Annotated in this window: 13 protein-coding genes; 6 read left to right on the top strand and 7 right to left on the bottom strand. The window is 57.5% G+C overall.

What is annotated here, in order from left to right:
* Positions 1-31 precede the first annotated feature (31 nt).
* On the bottom strand, positions 32-982 hold the full coding sequence (locus FHK95_RS05360) for an NAD(P)H-quinone oxidoreductase (protein ID WP_150303574.1): 951 nt from the start codon (positions 980-982) through the stop codon (positions 32-34).
* 101 nt (positions 983-1,083) lie between these two features.
* On the opposite strand from FHK95_RS05360, the gene FHK95_RS05365 reads away from it, so the two are divergent.
* On the top strand, positions 1,084-3,192 hold the full coding sequence (locus FHK95_RS05365; RefSeq protein WP_150303575.1) for a carboxy terminal-processing peptidase: 2,109 nt from the start codon (positions 1,084-1,086) through the stop codon (positions 3,190-3,192).
* Positions 3,193-3,973: 781 nt separating this feature from the next.
* Here the strand turns inward: FHK95_RS05365 and FHK95_RS05370 are convergent.
* Entirely contained in the window at positions 3,974-4,717 is a 744-nt protein-coding gene (locus FHK95_RS05370) for an FKBP-type peptidyl-prolyl cis-trans isomerase (protein WP_150303576.1), read from the bottom strand.
* A 644-nt stretch (positions 4,718-5,361) separates the two neighbouring features.
* On the opposite strand from FHK95_RS05370, the gene FHK95_RS05375 reads away from it, so the two are divergent.
* From FHK95_RS05375 to istB, 5 genes are all read left to right on the top strand, one after another.
* The gene (locus tag FHK95_RS05375) at positions 5,362-5,934 is read left to right on the top strand and encodes a hypothetical protein (protein WP_150303577.1); all 573 of its coding nucleotides are present in this window, start codon (positions 5,362-5,364) and stop codon (positions 5,932-5,934) included.
* On the top strand, positions 5,927-8,176 hold the full coding sequence (locus tag FHK95_RS05380) for a hypothetical protein (RefSeq protein WP_150303578.1): 2,250 nt from the start codon (positions 5,927-5,929) through the stop codon (positions 8,174-8,176). The genes FHK95_RS05375 and FHK95_RS05380 overlap by 8 nt, the downstream gene beginning before the upstream one ends.
* Positions 8,161-11,244, top strand: a complete 3,084-nt coding sequence (locus FHK95_RS05385) for a site-specific integrase (RefSeq protein WP_150303579.1) — start codon at positions 8,161-8,163, stop codon at positions 11,242-11,244. Before FHK95_RS05380 ends, FHK95_RS05385 begins: the two co-directional genes overlap by 16 nt.
* 520 nt (positions 11,245-11,764) lie before the next feature.
* Entirely contained in the window at positions 11,765-13,279 is a 1,515-nt protein-coding gene (gene istA / locus FHK95_RS05390; protein WP_143069540.1) for an IS21 family transposase, read from the top strand.
* A 16-nt stretch (positions 13,280-13,295) separates the two neighbouring features.
* Positions 13,296-14,051 (top strand): IS21-like element helper ATPase IstB, encoded by a 756-nt coding sequence (gene istB / locus FHK95_RS05395; protein WP_083724417.1) that lies wholly within the window; start codon positions 13,296-13,298, stop codon positions 14,049-14,051.
* Positions 14,052-14,324: 273 nt separating this feature from the next.
* On the opposite strand, the gene FHK95_RS05405 is transcribed toward istB, so the two are convergent.
* From FHK95_RS05405 to phnC, 5 genes are read right to left on the bottom strand one after another with little or no spacing between them, the layout of a single operon-like run.
* On the bottom strand, positions 14,325-15,194 hold the full coding sequence (locus FHK95_RS05405; protein ID WP_010466239.1) for a LysR family transcriptional regulator: 870 nt from the start codon (positions 15,192-15,194) through the stop codon (positions 14,325-14,327).
* Entirely contained in the window at positions 15,188-16,198 is a 1,011-nt protein-coding gene (gene ptxD, locus FHK95_RS05410) for a phosphonate dehydrogenase PtxD (protein ID WP_063142062.1), read from the bottom strand. The genes FHK95_RS05405 and ptxD overlap by 7 nt, the downstream gene beginning before the upstream one ends.
* An 8-nt stretch (positions 16,199-16,206) precedes the next feature.
* Entirely contained in the window at positions 16,207-17,034 is an 828-nt protein-coding gene (phnE, locus tag FHK95_RS05415) for a phosphonate ABC transporter, permease protein PhnE (protein ID WP_010466252.1), read from the bottom strand.
* Between the two features lie 8 nt (positions 17,035-17,042).
* Positions 17,043-17,906, bottom strand: a complete 864-nt coding sequence (gene phnD / locus FHK95_RS05420; protein ID WP_150303580.1) for a phosphate/phosphite/phosphonate ABC transporter substrate-binding protein — start codon at positions 17,904-17,906, stop codon at positions 17,043-17,045.
* Positions 17,903-18,730, bottom strand: a complete 828-nt coding sequence (gene phnC / locus FHK95_RS05425; RefSeq protein WP_003118432.1) for a phosphonate ABC transporter ATP-binding protein — start codon at positions 18,728-18,730, stop codon at positions 17,903-17,905. The genes phnD and phnC overlap by 4 nt, the downstream gene beginning before the upstream one ends.
* Positions 18,731-19,145 lie beyond the last annotated feature (415 nt).

Here is a 19,145-nt window from a genome sequence, read left to right on the forward strand (position 1 = left end):
CAGGAAGGCCCGATCGAATCGGGCCTTTGCCTTATTCGTTCACCAGAATTATCTTGCCGATCACCTGGTCGCTGGCCAGCTCGGCGAAAGCCGCTTCGGCGTCATCAAAGCTGAACGTCTTCGCCACTAAAGGTTTGAGTTCGCCGGTAGCAAACAAGGGCCACAAGCGCTGCTCCATCCGGGCCAACAGCTCAGCCTTGAAATCTGCATCCCGGGTTCGCAAAGTCGAGCCGATCAACTTGATACGCTTGGCCAGCACCGCCCGCAGATCCAGTGTCGCCTCGCGGCCACCCATTAGCCCGATCAGCACCCAGCGCCCATCCAAGGCCAGCAAGTCGAGATGATCCTTGGCGTAATTCGCGCCCACCGGATCCAGCGCCACGTTGAACGGCCCTGATTCTTTCAGACTGCCAATACCGTTCTGGCGCAGCACGCCACCGCTAGCCCCTAATTCTTTGCAAACCTTCAGTTTTTCCTCACTGCCAAGCGTCACCCAGCAGGGGTTGCCCATGGCCTTGCACAGCTGGATAGCTGCGGTACCCACACCACTGGCACCCGCGTGGATCAATACTTTCTCACCTAGCTGAGCGCCACCCAGCTCGAAGACATTCAGCCAGGCAGTGCTAAACACTTCGGGAATCGCGGCGGCTTGCGCCCAGTCGAATCCATCCGGAACGGGCAGCGCATGACGGCCATCGACGGTGACTTCTTCGGCCATCCCACCACCCGCTAACAATGCACATACCCGATCACCCACCTTCCAGCGGCTTTCGCCCTTTACCTCGGACACTTCACCGGCGCATTCCAAACCCAGTACAGTGGTCACTCCGGGGGGCGGCGGGTACATTCCAGCCCTTTGCAACAAATCGGCACGATTTAAACCTGCGGCCTTGACGCGGACTCTTATCTGACCATCCAACAGCTCTGCGCTGGGCTGTTCGCTCCAAGTGAGGGTCTTCGCCTCAGCTTGCAATCCTCTCATGGTGCCTCCATAGTGCATTTGTCAACAATTGAAAAGGGAACCCATGTTCCTTTATAAGACCTAACAGCATACTTCCTATCTCTCCGGACACGATACCCTACATGAGACTCACTCTATCACTGCGCAATACCTGCCTGGTTGCACTGCTAACCCTCGGCGGTAGTGTATACGCGGCCGAGAAACTCCCGGTTCTTGACGTGGAGAGCTTGCAGTCAACGCGCGAGCAACGCATTGCCAGTTTGAACACTGTCGAACTGCTCCGCCGCCACCACTACAACAAGATCGAGCTCGATGACGAACTGTCGAGCGAGATTTTCGACACTTACCTCAAGCAGCTCGATCCCCAGCGCAGCCTGTTTACCGCCAAGGATATTCAGGGGTTCGAGAAGCACCGTCTCAAGCTTGACGATCTGCTTCTGAGTGGCGATCTGAGCGTTGGTTTCGATATTCATCGCACGCAGATCCAGCGCGCCAATGAGCGGATGATCTACGCGTTGAGCCTGCTTCATCAGGGGCTCGACAAGATGGACTTTGAGAGCGATCAACAGATTCGTATTGATCGTGAAGACGCCGACTGGGCGGCCGACCGCGCTGCGCTTGAGGATCTCTGGTACCGTCAGATCAAGGATGAGGTACTACGCCTTAAACTGGCCGGGCGCGAGACTGACGCCATCGCCGAGCTGCTGGAAAAACGCTATAACAGCCAGCAGACTCGCTTGTCTCAAACCCGTAGTGAAGACATATTCCAGAGCTACATCAACGCATTCGCCCAGGTGTTCGATCCGCATACGCAGTACATGTCACCTGAAAATGCCGAGAATTTCGATATCAACATGAGCCTGTCTCTCGAAGGGATAGGCGCTGTACTGCAGAGTGATGAGGAATACACCAAGATCGTCCGCCTGGTACCCGCCGGCCCTGCCGAGAAAAGCAAGCAACTCGCCCCCGCTGATCGAATTGTCGGCGTGGCCCAGGAAAAAGGCGAAATGGTTGATGTGGTGGGCTGGCGCCTGGACGAGGTCGTCAAACTGATCCGCGGACCAAAAGGCTCTAGTCTCACGCTTGAGGTCATCCCCGCCGCAAACCCGACAACCGATTCAACCAGCCGTCAGGTCAAACTGACTCGCGAAGCGGTCAAGCTGGAAGATCAGGCAGCGAAAGCTGAGGTGCTGGATGTTCGAGAGGGTAACAAGGATTACCGGATCGGCGTGATCGAAGTTCCTGGCTTCTATATTGACTTCAAAGCGTATCGCCGTGGCGACGCGGATTACCGCAGTACCACCCGGGACGTCCGCAGGCTGCTCGGCGAACTGGAGGAGCAAAACGTCGACGGCATCGTGCTGGATCTTCGCAACAACGGCGGTGGATCCCTGCAGGAAGCCACAGAGCTGACCGGCCTGTTCATTGATCAGGGACCGACTGTATTGGTGCGTGACGCACAGGGTAAAGTTCAGGTTCTCGATGATCCCGAATCTGGCTCGACTTACACCGGCCCGCTGGCGGTGATGGTTAACCGGTTGTCCGCATCGGCCTCTGAGATTTTTGCAGGTGCCATGCAGGATTACGGCCGCGCTGTGGTTATTGGCGAACCCACCTTCGGCAAGGGCACCGTACAGTCGATCCAGCCACTTAACCACGGTGAGCTCAAGCTGACGCTAGCCAAGTTCTATCGCGTATCGGGTCAGAGCACTCAGAACCGCGGCGTGATCCCTGACATCGAATTCCCCTCATTGATGGAAACGGCAGAAATCGGTGAAAGTAGCCTGCCACGCGCACTGCCCTGGGACACCATCCCTGCCGCACGCTATCGGATGGATGGTCAGCTCGCACCGATGATCGCTCCCCTGACCGAGCAACATCAGAAGCGCGCAGCCAAAGATCCGGACTTCGCCTACACGATGTCGCGCATCGAGCTGAACCGTGAGATGAAGGAGCAGCAGTTCCTTCCGCTGAACGAGACCAAGCGCCGCGAACAGAAGGACAAGTTCGAGAAGCAGCTGCTTGAGCTGGAAAACAAACGACTAGCGGGCCGTGGTGAAGAACTGATCACCTCGCTTGAAGAGGATGACCCTTTGCTTGAGCAAGGCATCTCTGCTCTAACCGCTGAACAGGATGAGGAGGACGATGAAGTCGATCCCTTCCTTGCCGAGACAGGTCACATCCTCATTGACCTCCTGCGCCTGCGTGAGCAAGTAGCCGCTGCCAGCTGATATAGCGCACGCAACATCCGCAACCTGACCGCCAGCGACCCCCTAGGGCCGCTGGCGGTTTTGCATTCGCCTGCCGGAAGTCGTCAACCGCTCGTTGTGGTTAATAAGCCGGGGCCAGCTGTCGCGAGCCGGTAGCGCTGCGCCGACGCGCTGCAAGTACTCCCCTGTAAGCTCGACGATGACATCCCTGTCATCGCACGGTCGGCTCAGCCCTGACGCCCCGCTTCGCCTAATTGTTGGAGTTGCCCGGGAGGAAAGCCAAAGTGAAGGTGGTTTCGAATATCCACCTCACACCGATGCTCATCGAGTCCGCTGACTGTCAGGGTGGCGCAAGTGTCGAAAACAGGGATGTTCTCGTCAAGCCTCCAGGGATGGGTTCATGGCGTCTTGCGGCATCCTGACAGACGGTGGACGACCTCCTCCGACCATCTCGACGGTAGCAAATATCGAAAAACAGGGTTGTTTTCTCATGCCCTTACGACGGGTTCACAAGGTATTGCGCACGGGATTAATGAAACGTGACGGGTTACCCACATATTCTGTGGATAAGTCTGTGAACAAGGTATGGGCAACAGCGGCAAACGCCCGTTTAAACTAGGCTTAAGTCGAAATGAGTGAAAATTGATCAAATAAAAAGCTTTATAAATCAGCCATTTACAGCTCGTCTGGAACCAGACAATTGAAAGGGAAACGTGCTTGAGTGTTACTGAAGAATGTGCATAACGGTAACGACCCACGCCCCGATACGTCTGCACCGGGGCATGGAAGTGTTACTTTGCCATTACTCGGCGGGTGCCGTTTCGTTGGCGTCAGCTTCTGCATCGGCCTGGTCGATTCCAAGCAGCTCCATTTCGAATACCAGAATCGAATTCGGAGGAATGACCGGGCTCGGGCTGTTTTCGCCATAAGCCAACTCACTTGGGATGGTAACGCGCCATTTATCACCCACGCGCATCATCTGCAGCGCTTCTACCCAACCAGGGATAACTCCACTGACGGGTAGATCGACTGGCTCACCGCGGCTGATCGAGCTGTCGAATACCGTGCCATCCAGCAACTTACCTTCGTAGTGGACCGATACTGTATCGGTCGGATCAGGCTGCGGGCCATCTTCGGCACCAGACTCCAGCACCTCGTACTGCAAGCCTGAGTCAGTCGTGGTGACCTCATCCTTCTCGGCGTTCTCGGCAAGATACTTTTCGTTGGCCTCGTTCGTTTCGGAGACCAGCGCAGTTGCGCGCTCTTCTGCGCGGCTCTGCAGCTCTGTGAACGCGGCACGAAGCTCTTCTTCGCCTACTCGTGGTGGTTGCTTGGACAGAGCGTCCTGCATACCCAGGGCGAGCGCCTGGGGATCAATGTCGTCGAGGCCGTCCTGTAACAGGCTTTCACCCATATTCAGACCGATACCATAGGACGCTTGTTGAATTGGGGTGCTGATTTCGACTTCCGTTTCCTTGTCGCCGCCACAACCAACAAGAGTGAGAATACTCAGGGCAACGCCTGCTGCCAGCAGATTACGCTTCATGCTTACCTCAATTGACAAGCCCGACCGGGCGGAAATAAAGGAGGCAGCTTAACAGGGGAATACGACCCAATCTACCAGCTGACTGGCAAAGTTTGAGCAGAATAGGAAAGGCATTACAATTTGGATACAACAGGAGGGGTAAAAATGGCGCAGCGGACGGGACTCGAACCCGCGACCCCCGGCGTGACAGGCCGTGCCAGCTAGAAAATGCTAATCGACCTTATTCGATGACCATTGATTTTAAAGGACTTTATCCTAAGCCATCGGCTTTTCAGGCTGATGCAGATTGAGATCAATTGAAGGCAATCATCTGGTCACGGTCACGGAAACCTATGTTTTTAATGGCTAGTTTTTAGCCACTTTTCAGCACTTTTCCGTATCCATGCAGGCGATGGTTGAACGAACTACCTGCCCAATAAGGCACCATCAGACCTAATCACACCGCGCAGTATGCTTCAGCCCAATCCGATGGAAAAGTAAGCTTTTACCATTGCTACAACTCCCCTATTCGCTGTAAGTAGTTATAGACACAAAGTACTGTGTAACCGTACGGTTGAAATATCATTGTCGGCTCACTTCAATCCTTTCCGTCGAGATTTCAATGGCAAGGGCGTCACTTTGATCGAGCCTTTGAGTACGCAGGCATGCCTCAGTTAAAACAAAGCACCCAGACCACAAAGATCACCCTCCACCCCGCTGCACTAGCTGCCCATACCTGGAGCAGAGAGCTACACCGCTGGTTCAACAGATCAGCACTTCCGGAAACCATGCGAAAAGCGTTGGCGCAACAACCGCTGCAATGCATCGCCACTCCCAGCACACTTGAGCTTTATGCCCCTCTCTGGACAAGCGTGCTATGGCAGAGCGACCAGCCCCCCATTGGCACACTCTTGGTTTGCCTGACTCCAGATGAAATATCGGAAGCAGAGATTGAGCGCGCCGCCTGGGTGTCTGTGCTTGGTGAGGTGTTCAACAGCCTCCACCCTCATGGAATATCAGACCTGCGGGATACACTGAAAGAGTCCATGTCGCATGGCCTGCACCGGGAACTGTTCAATGCAAAAATGCTAAATGACAATCTCATGTGCAAATGGACAGGCATCTCACGGGCAGCTCTGGGCGAACAACGGCGGCGGAATCGTACTCAAGCGAGCCCGCCAGCAACGACGCAGGCAATCATCAATGCGCTAAACCAGCCATGGGGTGTCGATGACTAGCTCAGGCAACCAAATCGACTTTCTCAACGCTCTTTTTCCAAAAGAGCTTCCGGAGACAGTCCGGCAAACTTCTCTGAGTTACCTGCAGCAGCTCTGCCTACCCCTACTTGAAGAGTGGCAACGCGCAGGTGAAATGACGGATCTACCCACTGAATATCTCACCTATCCGTCTCAGAATTTTCAAGCAACCACTACAGACAGAGCAGCCGCTTATAAAACCTTGGTCAGTTCAAAAATGTTGACGCTGTCACCGTTCGCATCTGCATTGAACACCCCCTGGGCCTCTCTCCCCAACGCCGCGAAGTACGAGCAGTGGTTGGGGCTAGTGATCCTGTGCTGCTGTAGTCTGCATATCAAAGGGGATCATAACAGTGCTATTGAATCGGCACTTCGGGAAATCCGCTTGATCGCAACAAGCGCCAAACATAAACCGTTGCTGGAGCTGCTGCCGTCTCTACAAGATTTAGATTATCTCCTGCAACTGGACATGCATCTGAATGGGCTACGGAAGAGCCATCTCCACTTGCCTTCTGTACAACAGCTGGGGCTTGGATATCTGGCCGTTGTAATCCGGAGTGTTGCGCGAAAACGGAAAGGGGTTATTCGCCAGCGCGGCGAATCTTCCAGCCCAACCTCAGCCCCCCGAACCTCAGCCCCCCCAACCCCACAGACTGCAGCCAACTCTTTCGTCCCGTTGGTCGATACCGGCGTGGATGACCCGGAATTTCGTATTGAAAAGCTGACTAGCTTCAGCAAAGCAACTGAAAACGAGGATGAGCCTACAACAATCGTCACAAGCGTTCCCTATCGATTTCACGATCGTAGCCTGCGCAAAAAGGAAATTGCTCTTCAGGCTATTCACAGCATACGAATTGCTGAGCAAATGCGGGTTCGGCAACAATCACTACCCTGCTCTTTCGAACAGGCCTCCGAGTGGGACATCAAGCATCTGCTTACCCATGCATTGTCGGCTTTAACCAGAAATGACCATACCGCTGGCTGGGTGTTGCTATCGCTGCTAAGTGGACGGGATCCCGGCTGGCACCTTGCCAATGCACATAAAGTACAGATCGCCATCATCAATAAAGTGCCTTCCCGTACCCTCACGCATCAGGTCCCTGCCGGCCACCAACCCCAGCACCTGGATGACCTATTACCCGCTGTGCTAAATACGCTTCACCTGCCACTACCTCGGCAGATGGACGCATGGGTTAAGTCTGCGCCACTCCAGAGACCGCTACCGACGGCACAGGAAATAAGCGCTTGGCTGAAGGATGTAAACCAGGCACACAGTACCAGGCTGACTATGGGAAGAGTTAACCGCTATATGGAGCATTGGCTTCTGAATCAGGGTACAGATCGTGCTGTTATTTCACTACTGCGCGGGGACACCCATCAGGAGCGTCCTAGCCTTTCTTATAGCCATCAGGAACGTATTGATGTGCTGGCACACCACTACCGTTTCGTTAACGCCATGTTCAACCTCGCAGGGCAGCAAGCTTCGCTACCGCCCATAAAGGCCAAATCAGGCGCCCTCGGAAGCCGCCTGCACCTGCCCAGTCGAGTACTGCACAACCTGTTCAGCGTGCTTGCTCAAGCGTTCGACTTGGAAAAAGATTTCGTTAATTTCCACAACCAATACGTAGTTTACGTGTGGGCACTTCTGTCTTTCGTGACAGGCCATAGGGATGTAAACGCCCCCATGGGCCTGCTGTCAGACCTGAACCCACTCCAGCAGACCTGGTGGATAAGCGACAAAGAACGAAGGCATGGCTTGGCTGCGCGGACGCTGGTCGTGCCTGCTACCGCTATTGAGCAAGTCAACTTATATAAAGAGCACCTCAGCAATATCGCCAGCTACGCTCGCCTGAGTAATGCAACTGTATGCGCACGCTGCGAACGCACACTCAGCGGCGATGAGAATTTATTATTTTTTTTGAATGAAAATGATGGAGCGGTTGTGCCTGTCGAAATTACCCCTGCCCGCCTGGCGCTCATCCTGGGGGAGCAGTTGCCCTGGGCACGTAACTGGGGCAGACACCACATGCGCAGTGAGTTGCTGAGACACCAAGTCAGCCCCGAGGTGCTCGATGGCTGGATGGGTCACGAAGAACTGGGCGAAGAAGCAATGGGGCCATTTAGCCAACTCGGCATGAGCCAGCTCCGGCGTGTAGCTGACGTGATACAAGCCATCCTCACTCATCACGAAATCAAGGCGCTACCCGGATGGAAAACCCGCTGACTACTGATGCCCAGCAAACCTATAGGAATGTTCGTCTTGGGCGCGATAGCCGCACCGCAGCGAGGCGCCGCGAGGACGAAAGAACCGTTCAGGCTGCTCTTACTATTCTTCAGGAAACCATCCCGGGACTATTCAGGGCACAGCCTGACGCGAGCCAGTTCGAAGAACTCTGGCCAAAAGCCGATAAGAAGATTGAGCAACACCTAGCCAACTTCAGAGCGTACCGCCGGGTTTACAGCTGGATCAGAAAGCAATTGGAAGCCGGAAATCAGGCAGGGATCTGGGCCATCGATATCCCGCCACCTATCATTACTCTCCGCCAACGCAAAACCACACGAAATCTGCGGCGGCACCAACACGCCAGGCTTGTTGCTCTGGCGGAGAGCGACTGGAAAGCGAGGTTAACAGCAGCAGACTCTGTTAGCCCGTCAAAGCAGTTGGCAAGACTGCTCCTGTCTTCGATCCTGTATGGCGGATTAAACCGAGCACAGCTGTGGCCAGCTCTGGCTGAGGCGCTCAGCCAGCCCAAACCGCTATTCGGGAACAGTTCACTCTGCTGGGTTCCCTTGCACATAACCCCAGGGCAAGGCTGGGCCAGCAATCAGAGGCAACCGGTTGATAATGCAGACTCGGAAAAACCAGTCTGCGAGGTTCACTACTTTCCCGACCCGATTACTCTGGGCTTGTTACGCCAGTACCTGAGCAGCAAAGATGGAAAAAAACCGCAGGCTCCGGGCAATCTATCGGCCTGCCTTGAGCTTATCAATAAAGAGCTGAAAGCATCCTTCACCCAACGCCAGCTTGAATGGGGCGGAATCACGGTAGCTGAAAGCCAGCCAGGCGTTGAGTTACCGCAAGTCCTGGTTGAATACGCGACAGGGAGACAGCCGAGTAGCAGCCTACCCACGTGTTATTGGAACCGTTTGCTACAACCCAGCATCGGCCCATGCGATGAGTATCTATTTGCAGACTTCGCGGTTTTCAGCGGCCCCGTATCCAAGCTGGGCAGGACACCTTCCAAGAAGCAACGTCAGACCCATATATTGTCCAAACTGACTCGCATATTCAGAGTTGATCCCGCCAAGCCTAGGGCCAAACGCCAGTTGATTACCGAGCTCGCTGCGCTGGCAGACGAATGCGAGAAAACCTCTGAACAGGTGCTGCTTGGCTGGCTAATCCATCATCTCAATGAGCGTGGTAACGCTGAGTCTACCGCACGTCGATACATGAATACGGTTGCTGCGGAATGGCTCAACGCTACAGAATCACATGACCTGTTGAGCTTTGACCAGGAAGACTTCCAGTCTCTGTACTCGCATATACTGGACACACAACGCAGCCAGAAGGAGCGCTCGTACCGCGCTGGGCGGCTGGAGGATCTGCACCAGTTTGGTGTTCAGACAATGGACTTTCCGCCACTCCATGAGCCATTGCAAGAAGGCACCGGTACCATTCCTCATGTCAGCGCTGCCATCGTGGATGAACCTCTTTTTTCTGGGCTGCTATTACAGTGCGACCAGTTCAAAGATATAACTCCGCCTCACCGCACCATGCTCAAATGTTTTCTGATCATGGCTTTCAGGACTGCCCTGCGTCCTGGTGAAATAGCCAAGCTGCGCTTGCGGGATATTGAGCCTTCCCCGGATGCCTGGTTGTTTGTTCGCGACAACAAGCACGGCAGCAACAAAACAGCAGCAGCGTTGCGTAAGGTCCCCCTTTTCCCACTGCTGACGGAACCAGAAAGTCAGTTAATGCGCGACTTTATCCGAAGCAGGCGCCTTTACAGCCAAAGTAGTGCAGAGCTGTTGTTTCACCAACCGGACAACCCCAGAGAACCTCTGGATACGGGAACACTGTCCATCGCAGTGAAAAAAATTCTTGCGGATGTGAGCGGGGGCATCAACTACCGGCTTTATCATCTGCGCCACAGCGCCCTGACACGTCTCCAGTTGTTGATACACCATGATCAAGTTTCACTCCCAGCTGAAGTAGATGCCCTTCTGCCCTACCCACCCATGCATCGGCAAGCCCTGCTAGAAAAGCTCTGTGGTCAAGGCCGCCTGAGGGACCGATACCAGGCAATCGCCGTTTTGGCCGGCCATAGCAGCCCCGGCATGACTCTCAGCACCTACATGCACTTCAGCGACCTGCTTCTCGCCCTACACTTGCAGGAAAATACCCGCGAACTATCAAGCACCGAAGCGTTCGCACTGCTAGGCCTGCGACGCCACCGCATCAGCCACATGCGTAGAAACAACTTGCCAATCACACCAACAGCATTAGCAGGCTTTCTGCATAAGCGGCTAACTCGATTTATTAAAACACCGCCACCCAGCCGGGCTGATGGAAGGTTCCACCTTACTAAAACAGCCAAGATGCGCATGGACCAAACAGCCTACGCCAAAGCACTGGGTGTACTGGGCAAGATCCAGGCGGGCCAGGACCCTACTGAAACAGCCATGTATTACCAGCTGCCTCCAGAGCAAATAAACCATTGGCTCCAGGCGGCACAAGCTTTACGAGAACTGAAAACCACCAAGAACGCATCGCGCTTGTTCCCGAAAAGTCGCCGTCATCATTTGCTGCCGCCAGATCCTGTCGACGTAGCAGAAAAACGTGATCTGGCCGCTGCACACCATCATTGCCGAAAACTCTTTGCAAAAAGCCATAGTCGCCCTGAGCTGCTTTGGTTGATCGAATACACCTTGACCCACATCAACAGCGCCCACTCCGGCATCACTTTCCACAGTGCCCAAGACTTTAAACGGTACATGAGGACAATGACCCAGATATTTGAGTGGCCGCGCTGGCGTTTGCATATTGGTGTTACGGACACCGAAACGTTATCTCAGTGGCGCTGCGGTCGCCTGCTGATGGAATACAGCCTGATGAAGCAGGAGGCAAGATTCGCCCATGGAAAAGGGATACTGAAACTCCGCCACCCGGAGGAAAAAGGTCGAACGGAAGCGGGCAAGAAAGGGTACTCATCGCACACGCTTATCACCTTGTTCCATCGGCTGGCTATCATCCTGTTCAAACCTGATGAGATTCGTGCCTGGCAAGACTGAAGCGTCGGCGTAATCCCGTAATTACTTTGAATCGCCCGAGCTGCGCCACACTTGAAGCAGTGCATACACGATCATCGCTGCCAGCTGCGTTGATGGTTTGGCCCAAGGTGTCAGCAAATAGGTCTGGTCTCGACTGTGTCGTCGCAACCCGAGGCCGGCATCCCCAGTCAACAAGCAGCCTGCTCCCTGCTGAGCCCTCAGCGCTTTAAGGCATCCAGACAACGGCGCAGTTATCCGACAGGTTCGCCTCCATTCCGTAAGCGTATGGGGAATACACCTTGCGCTGATCAACCCGGCATCCACCGATGCGGCAGTAGTTGCGTATTCCACGCTGACTCGGACACCCATTCCACGCGCATCCGGACAGTGATTCCAGGCTGATCCGGACACTTATTCCACGAGTATCCGGACACCGATTCCACGGCCATTCGGACACTTTTCAGGCAAGCAGCGACGTAGGATAACTCACTATCATCGGCCTCTTTTTCGAAGCGAAGGGGTCATTGTGGAGCGTTTATCTATGCGTAAGATTCGAGAGGTGCTGCGCCTCAAGTTCGACTGCGGTCTGTCCGTCCGCAAAATCGCCCGCAGCCTTGGCGTTGGCCGCAGCACCGTCGGCGACTATCTCAGCCGCTTTGCCGCCAGCGGCCTCACTTGGCCCTGTGCGTTGTCCGATGTTGAGCTGGAACAGCAGCTGTTCCAGCCGACCCCGGTGGTACCCAGCGAGCAGCGGCCACTGCCCGATTGGTCTTGGGTACATGCCGAACTGCGCCGCCCTGGCGTGACCCTGGCACTGCTCTGGCAGGAATACCGGCTGGTGCACCCGCAGGGCTATCAGTACAGCTGGTTCTGTGACCACTACCGGGCCTGGCAGGGCAAGCTGGATGTGGTGATGCGCCAGGAGCACCGCGTCGGCGAGAAGCTGTTCGTCGACTACGCCGGGCAGACGGTACCGGTGATCGACCCCCACAGCGGCGAGATCCGTCAGGCGCAGGTGTTTGTCGCAGTGCTCGGCGCTTCCAGCTACACCTTCGCCGAGGCCACCTGGTCGCAGCAGTTGCCGGACTGGCTGGGCTCCCATGCCTGCTGCTTCGCCTTCCTTGGCGGAGTGCCGGAGATCGTGGTGCCGGACAACCTGCGCAGTGCGGTGAGCAAGGCCCATCGTTACGAGCCGGACATCAACCCCAGCTACCGCGACCTGGCCGAGCACTATGGCGTGGCGGTAGTGCCGGCGCGGGCGCGTAAGCCTCGCGACAAGGCCAAGGCCGAGGTTGGCGTGCAGGTGGTCGAGCGCTGGATCCTCGCCGCCCTGCGCCATCGCCAGTTCTTCTCCCTGGACGAGCTCAACACCGCCATCGCTGTGTTGCTGGAGCGGCTCAATCATCGGCCCTTCAAGAAACTGCCGGGCTCCCGCCAGTCGGCCTTCAACAGCTTGGATCGTCCGGCCCTGCGCCCGCTGCCGGAGCAGCCCTACGTCTACGCCGAGTGGAAGAAAGCGCGAGTGCACATCGACTACCACGTCGAGGTCGACGGGCATTACTACTCGGTGCCCTACCAGCTGGTGAAAAAGCAGCTGGAGGTTCGCCTGACGGCCCGCACCGTAGAGTGCTTCCACGCCAACCAACGGGTGGCCAGCCACGTACGCTCCCAGCACAAGGGCCGTCACAGCACGCAGGTCGAGCACATGCCCAAGAGCCATCGCGAGCATGCCGAGTGGACGCCGCAACGGCTGATCCGCTGGGCTGAACAGACCGGCCCGAACACCGCCGGGGTCATAGGCCACATCCTCGAACGGCGCGTCCATCCACAGCATGGCTACCGCGCCTGCCTGGGCATCCTGCGCCTTAGCAAGGCCCATGGCGAAGTGCGTTTGGAGCTGGCCTGCCGACGCGCCCTGAGCCTCGGCGCGTGCAGCTACAAGAGCCTCGAATCCATCCTGCGTCAGGGTCTGGAGAGCCTACCCTTGGCGCAACAGAACCTGCCCCTACTGCCGGACGACCACGCCAACCTGCGCGGTCCCGGCTACTACCACTGAACAAAGGAATCCCACCATGCTGCCCCATCCAACCCTGGACAAGCTCCAGACCCTGCGCCTCAATGGCATGCTTAAGGCCCTCGCCGAGCAACTGAAAACCCCTGACATCGACAGCCTGAGCTTCGAGGAGCGTCTTGGCCTGCTGGTCGACCGTGAACTCACCGAACGCGACGACAAGCGCCTGAGCAGCCGCCTGCGCCAGGCCAGGCTACGCCACAACGCCTGCCTCGAAGACATTGACTACCGCAGCCAGCGAGGGCTGGACAAGGCGCTGATCCTGCAACTGGGCAGCGGTCAGTGGTTGCGCGACGGACTCAACCTGATCATCAGCGGTGCCACCGGCGTGGGCAAGACCTGGCTGGCCTGCGCTCTGGCTAATCAGGCCTGCCGGCAAGGCTATAGCGTGCGCTACCTGCGCCTGCCACGTCTGCTGGAGGAACTGGGACTGGCCCATGGCGACGGGCGCTTCACCAAGCTGATGAATGCCTACGCCAAGACCGACCTGCTGATCCTCGATGACTGGGGACTGGCCCCGTTCAGCGCTGAACAGCGCCGCGACATGCTGGAGCTACTGGACGATCGCTACGGCCAGCGCTCGACCTTGGTGACCAGCCAGATGCCAGTGGATAACTGGCACGAACTGATTGGCGACCCGACTCTAGCCGACGCCATCCTCGATCGCCTGGTGCACAACGCTTACCGGATCAACCTCAAGGGCGAATCGATGCGCCGCCGGCCAAAGCAGTTGACGGCACCGAGCACCTCGGACTAAGAATGCCACCCCTGCGTCGCTGCGCTCCGACTGCCTGTCCGGATGAGCGTGGAACGACTGTCCGGATAAGCCTGGACTGGGTGTCCGAATGGCGTGGAATCCGCACCTTGCGGGTTTGCTTGCGCTTGCCAGCGTACTCGGCGTCGGCGAAGGTCATCTGCTTCATCGGGAAACTCGGTGGGTGGGGTCGCGGTATTTTGCCAAATCAGAAAGTCTTTTTCAGAGTTTCCCTAGGCTGACAAGCCAAGCGCTGGATCGCAACCATCCATCACCTTATCCAGCTAGATCTGCCTCCTCCAATAAGTGCCGCACAAATCCCGGCGGGTGCAGATTTCCGGGAGGTTTGCGCCAGATCAGTTGGAGACGCTTTTCAAGCCCCGGGATGGGAAGAGCTACCAGCGCGCCACTGCGAACTTCGTCTTGTACTGCGGAAGCCATCACCAACGACACGCCGAGTCCCGCCCTCACTGCTTGTTTGACTGCCTCGGTGCTGCCTAGCTGCATACCGCTGCGAGGCACGCCCAGTTCGCCAAAGTATTCGGTCAGAAGCCGTCCGGTACCGCTACCCGGTTCACCTCCCAGCATCGGCAGGTCCACCAGACGATCACGTTCTATGCACCCTGCTTCAGCCAGCGCATGGTCGGGGCTGACGATAAGCACCAGCGGCTCGACCCGCCAGAGGCGGTGTTCGAAGTCGGGGTGAGGTAGCCACCATTCCATGATCGCGGCGTCGAGCTGGCCCGCCAGTAGCTGGTCGGCCACATCCGGGTTGGCGGCGATGCGCAGATCCACCTCGCCCCTCTCATTTGCGGTCGTCAGATAGTTGCGCACGAATGGCTGGAGAAGGTAGGTGCCGATGTTGGAGCTGGCCCCGACGCGCTCACGATTGCCATGCAGGGCTTCTAGCGCCCGGGCGTGCATGTCGAGCAAGGCGGTCGCATGCGGCATGAAGGCCAGCGCCCGTGTGGTAGGCTGGCAGCCGCTACGACTGCGCTGCACCAGCGTTACGCCGACCTGCTCTTCAAGCTTCTGCAAGTGCTGCGACACCGTCGGCTGGGCCAGCCCCAACGCCCTCGCCGCGCTCTGAAAACTGCCTGTTTGAACGATCGCTACCAGGCTCTTCAGCCAGACCGGATTCAACATGCGGCAGGCTCGGCCTTGGGCAGACGGTTCGCAGCGTTGATTGGGCGCGCACCTGCCAATACCTGGATGATGTTCTGCGCTGCACAACGTTCAATCTCCAGGCGCACCGCGCGCACTGCCGACCCTATGTGCGGAGTGAACAGCGTATTCGGATGCGCGAGCAGCGCAGGATCGATCAGCCGCGGCCGGTCCGCGCGAGCCCAGTCTTCCATTTCGAATACATCCGCCGCATACCCGCCGAGCTGGCCTCGCTCAAGCGCCGCGAGCACGGCGGCTTCATCCACTACCGAACCACGACAGGGGTTTACAAGCAGAGCGCCCGGCCGTACGAGGGCAAGCAGCTCGGCGTTGACCAGATGCTGGGTATCGGCATTCAAGGGAAGCGCCAGCAGGATGAAGTCCGAGCTGGCGAAGAGTTCGCTGCACGCCACCCGGCGCAGGCCGAGCCGTTGCTCGGTTTGTGTATCCAGAGCCTTCGCCTCGTGGTACTGCAGGGTCGCGCCCCATCCCTGCAAGCGATCAGCCATGGCCAGTCCGATGGCGCCCATGCCAAGGATGCCGACCGTAGCGTTATCCAGCCCCGTGCCGTAGAACTGTGGTTGCCAGCCCTGGAACTCGCCAGAGCGGACGAACGCATCTGCTGCCCGCAGATGCCGCCCCAGCCCCACCGCCAGTCCGATCGCCAGCTCGGCAGTCGGGACCGTCAACAGATCAGGCACGAAGGTCAGCCAGACCCCGCGGGCAGTACAGGCGTCCACATCGAAATTGTCGAAGCCCTTGAGCGCGCAGCCGACTACACGCAGCTCAGGGCAGGCTTGAAGAAAGTCTGCATCGACCCGATCGGGCATGAACGCCATCATCGCCTGAGCATCGCGGCAGCGGCGCAGAATTTCCTCGCGCGGCAGCGTGCTGTCGGTCTGGTTGGTCATCAGCTCGCAATGTGGCGCCAGCAGTTGCAGGATCTCATCGTGTACTCGGTGAGTTATAACGAGTTTCGGCAGCATGGTTTGTCCTATTTGAAACGTTTGCGCAGCACGCCACTGAAGGCGTCTACTAGCGTGACCATGGCCAGGATGACCAGCAGGATTGCTGCAACCTCCTGGTACTGCATGATGCGCAGCGAGCCCATGAGTTCGAAGCCGATACCGCCGGCGCCAACCATGCCCATCACGGTGGAGGCGCGAAAGTTGTATTCCCAGCGGTAGATCGCCACGTCGGCGAACTGCGGCGTCACCTGTGGCAAAACCGCGTGCAGCAGCACTTGCATCGGCGTAGCCCCCGCCGCCCGAGCGGCTTCCACCGGCGCTTCGTCGACGTGCTCGATGGCCTCGGCGAAGAACTTGCCGACCATGCCGACCGAATGCAGACCCAGGGCAAGCACGCCCGGCAAGGCGCCGAACCCTACGGCTGCAACGAAGATGATGCCCATGATCAGCTCCGGCACCGACCGCAGGGCATTGAGCAGCACCCGGGCAACACCGAACACAAGGGGGTGCGGCGCCGTATTGCGCGCTGCAACGAAGGCCACCACCAGCGAGAACACCACTGCGATGGCCGTACCGGCGATGCTCATCGCCAAGGTGTCGATCAAGGGGCGAATCCAGCTTCGATAGCCCGAAAAGTCTGGCGGCATGGCCTCGCCTGCCAGGGTCGCGATGGAGGGCAGCCCGTTCAGCAGCGTGGTGGCATCGAGCAGCCCCACGTACCAGCAGGCCAACAGCACCACTCCGAATACAATCGCCACCTGCCCCAGCTGGCGCCACCAACCGAGGCCGAAGCCTCGAAGGATGTGCTCGCGTTGCTCTGCAGGCAGCGCCTGCACGTCGTAATGAGTAGACATATCGGTGCTCACATCGTGGCGAAGTCGAGGCCGAGCAGCGATCCCATGTTGCGGATCACATCGTAGTCGGCGTCGGTGATTGGCGCGAAGGCCTCGGCCTTGAAGTTGCGCAGCACTTCGGGATCGTCGATACCGACGAATACATCCCGCACCTTGGTTTTCAGCTCGGGGCTCAGGTTCGAGCGCATCGCCCAGGGGTACTGGGGGTATTCGCCGCTGTAACCAAGTACTTTCACCTTGCTCGGATCGATTAGGCCACGTTCGACTGCGTGATTGAAAATTACCTCCGACAGCCCACCCGCATCGGCGTTGCCGTTCGCCACGTTGACGGCAACGGCGTCATGCGTGCCCACAAAATGTTGTTCGTAGTCCTGCCCACCCGTCAAATCGGCCGTCTCAAGAAGCACGGTTTTGGGAATCAAATGGCTGGACGTCGATGCCCGGTCACCATAGGCCATCTTCTTGCCCTTAAGGTCGGCATACTCATTCACGCCTGACGCCACATTGGCGATAATCACCGAGCGATAGGTCGGCTTGCCGTCGATGACCATGGCAGCGAAGGGCTCGATGTCGCTTTTGCTTTTGGCCATGACGTAGGACAGCGGACCGAAATACGCCAGGTCGATACGGCCAAAGCGCATCGCCTCAATCATCGAGGAATAGTCGGTGGTTACGATCAGCTGCACCTTCTTGTCCAGATGCTCTTCCAGAGAATCCTTCAGCGGCTGGTTACGCTTGATCAGCTCGGAGGCGTTTTCGTCCGGCAGCAGGGCAACCTTTAGCACATCCGGATCGGCATCGGCCGCTAGGGCGGACAAACTTGAAACAGCGGACAGCAAGCAAGTCAATAAGAGCGCGGATAAGCGTTTCATCGGGACATCTCCAGTGAAGGTTCGAGCATGACAGGTGGTTCAGCCGGAGCATTCGCTGGCTGAGTCGTAGAGCGGCCTGCATAGATGCGCTCAAGCTGCGCATCGGTGAGTTCCGAGGGCGCGGCATCGAAAACGATCTGAGAATCGGCCAGCCCGACGACGCGATCGGCGAAGCGGCGGGCATATTCGAGTTGATGCAGCGAAACGATGGCGGTGATGCCGTCTTCCTTGCAGATGTCGCGCAGCAATCCGAGAACACGGACCGAAGTGGCCGGGTCGAGACTGGCTACCGGCTCATCGGCCAGAATGATCGCCGGCTGTTGCGCTAGCGCACGCGCGATGCCTACCCGCTGCTGCTGGCCACCGGACAGTTTGTCCACCCGGCTTAGCGCCTTGTCTGCCAGACCGACCCGAGCGAGGCAACTGAGCGCAATCTCCTGATCGGCACGCGGCAGAGGAAACAGCGAGCGGAGCGTGTTGTGAAAGGCCAGCCGACCGGTAAGCACATTAGCCAGTGCGCTTTGACGTTCGATTAGCTGGTGGTGCTGAAAGATCATGGCGGTACGCCGACGATGCTGACGCAAGGCCGAGCCGCTGCCGAGTTCACCGAGTTCGCTGGTGACACTGCCGCCAGTGGGCGTGACGAGTCGATTGAGACTACGGAGCAAGGTCGACTTGCCTGCGCCCGAGAGACCAAGCAGCACGGTGAACTCACCACGCCGAAATGCAATCGAGGTATCGCGTAGGGCTGTCACGCCGCCTGGATAGACGACGCTCAACCGGTCGACCCGCAGCACGGCGTCCTGTATCGGATGGGGCGTCATTTGATCACCTTTCGCAATATTGCTGGCCGCACAATTGCGGTTCGCGATGCAAAGGGTAGAAATTCCTTGTTAACGCACTGCTTCTAAAGGATGACATTTCGATGAATACTTCGAATCTGCCGTAGCGGGCGGCAAGCGAAGCCGTGGAAGAACGGGCGCAACGTAGCGTCTTTCTTCACGCGGGATACAGGAGGCTTTGATTGATACTGCTGCGGATTCGCTACAGTAACGTTGGGCCAGAACGTAATGCCATCCAAGCAAGAGAGCGCACACTAGCGGACTATAGGAGACATTCTATTCTTGCCCGTCGATTGACCTAGGCCGTTATGTGGCTGGCTGTGCGGCTCCTTCTGTTGTGTAAGGCTTTGAAAAATCACCATGCCACCCTCGCCCACGACATCGATCAGTTATTCAG

Origin of the sequence: Pseudomonas saliphila (genome assembly GCF_008638345.1) — a bacterium.
Lineage (GTDB): Bacteria > Pseudomonadota > Gammaproteobacteria > Pseudomonadales > Pseudomonadaceae > Halopseudomonas > Halopseudomonas saliphila.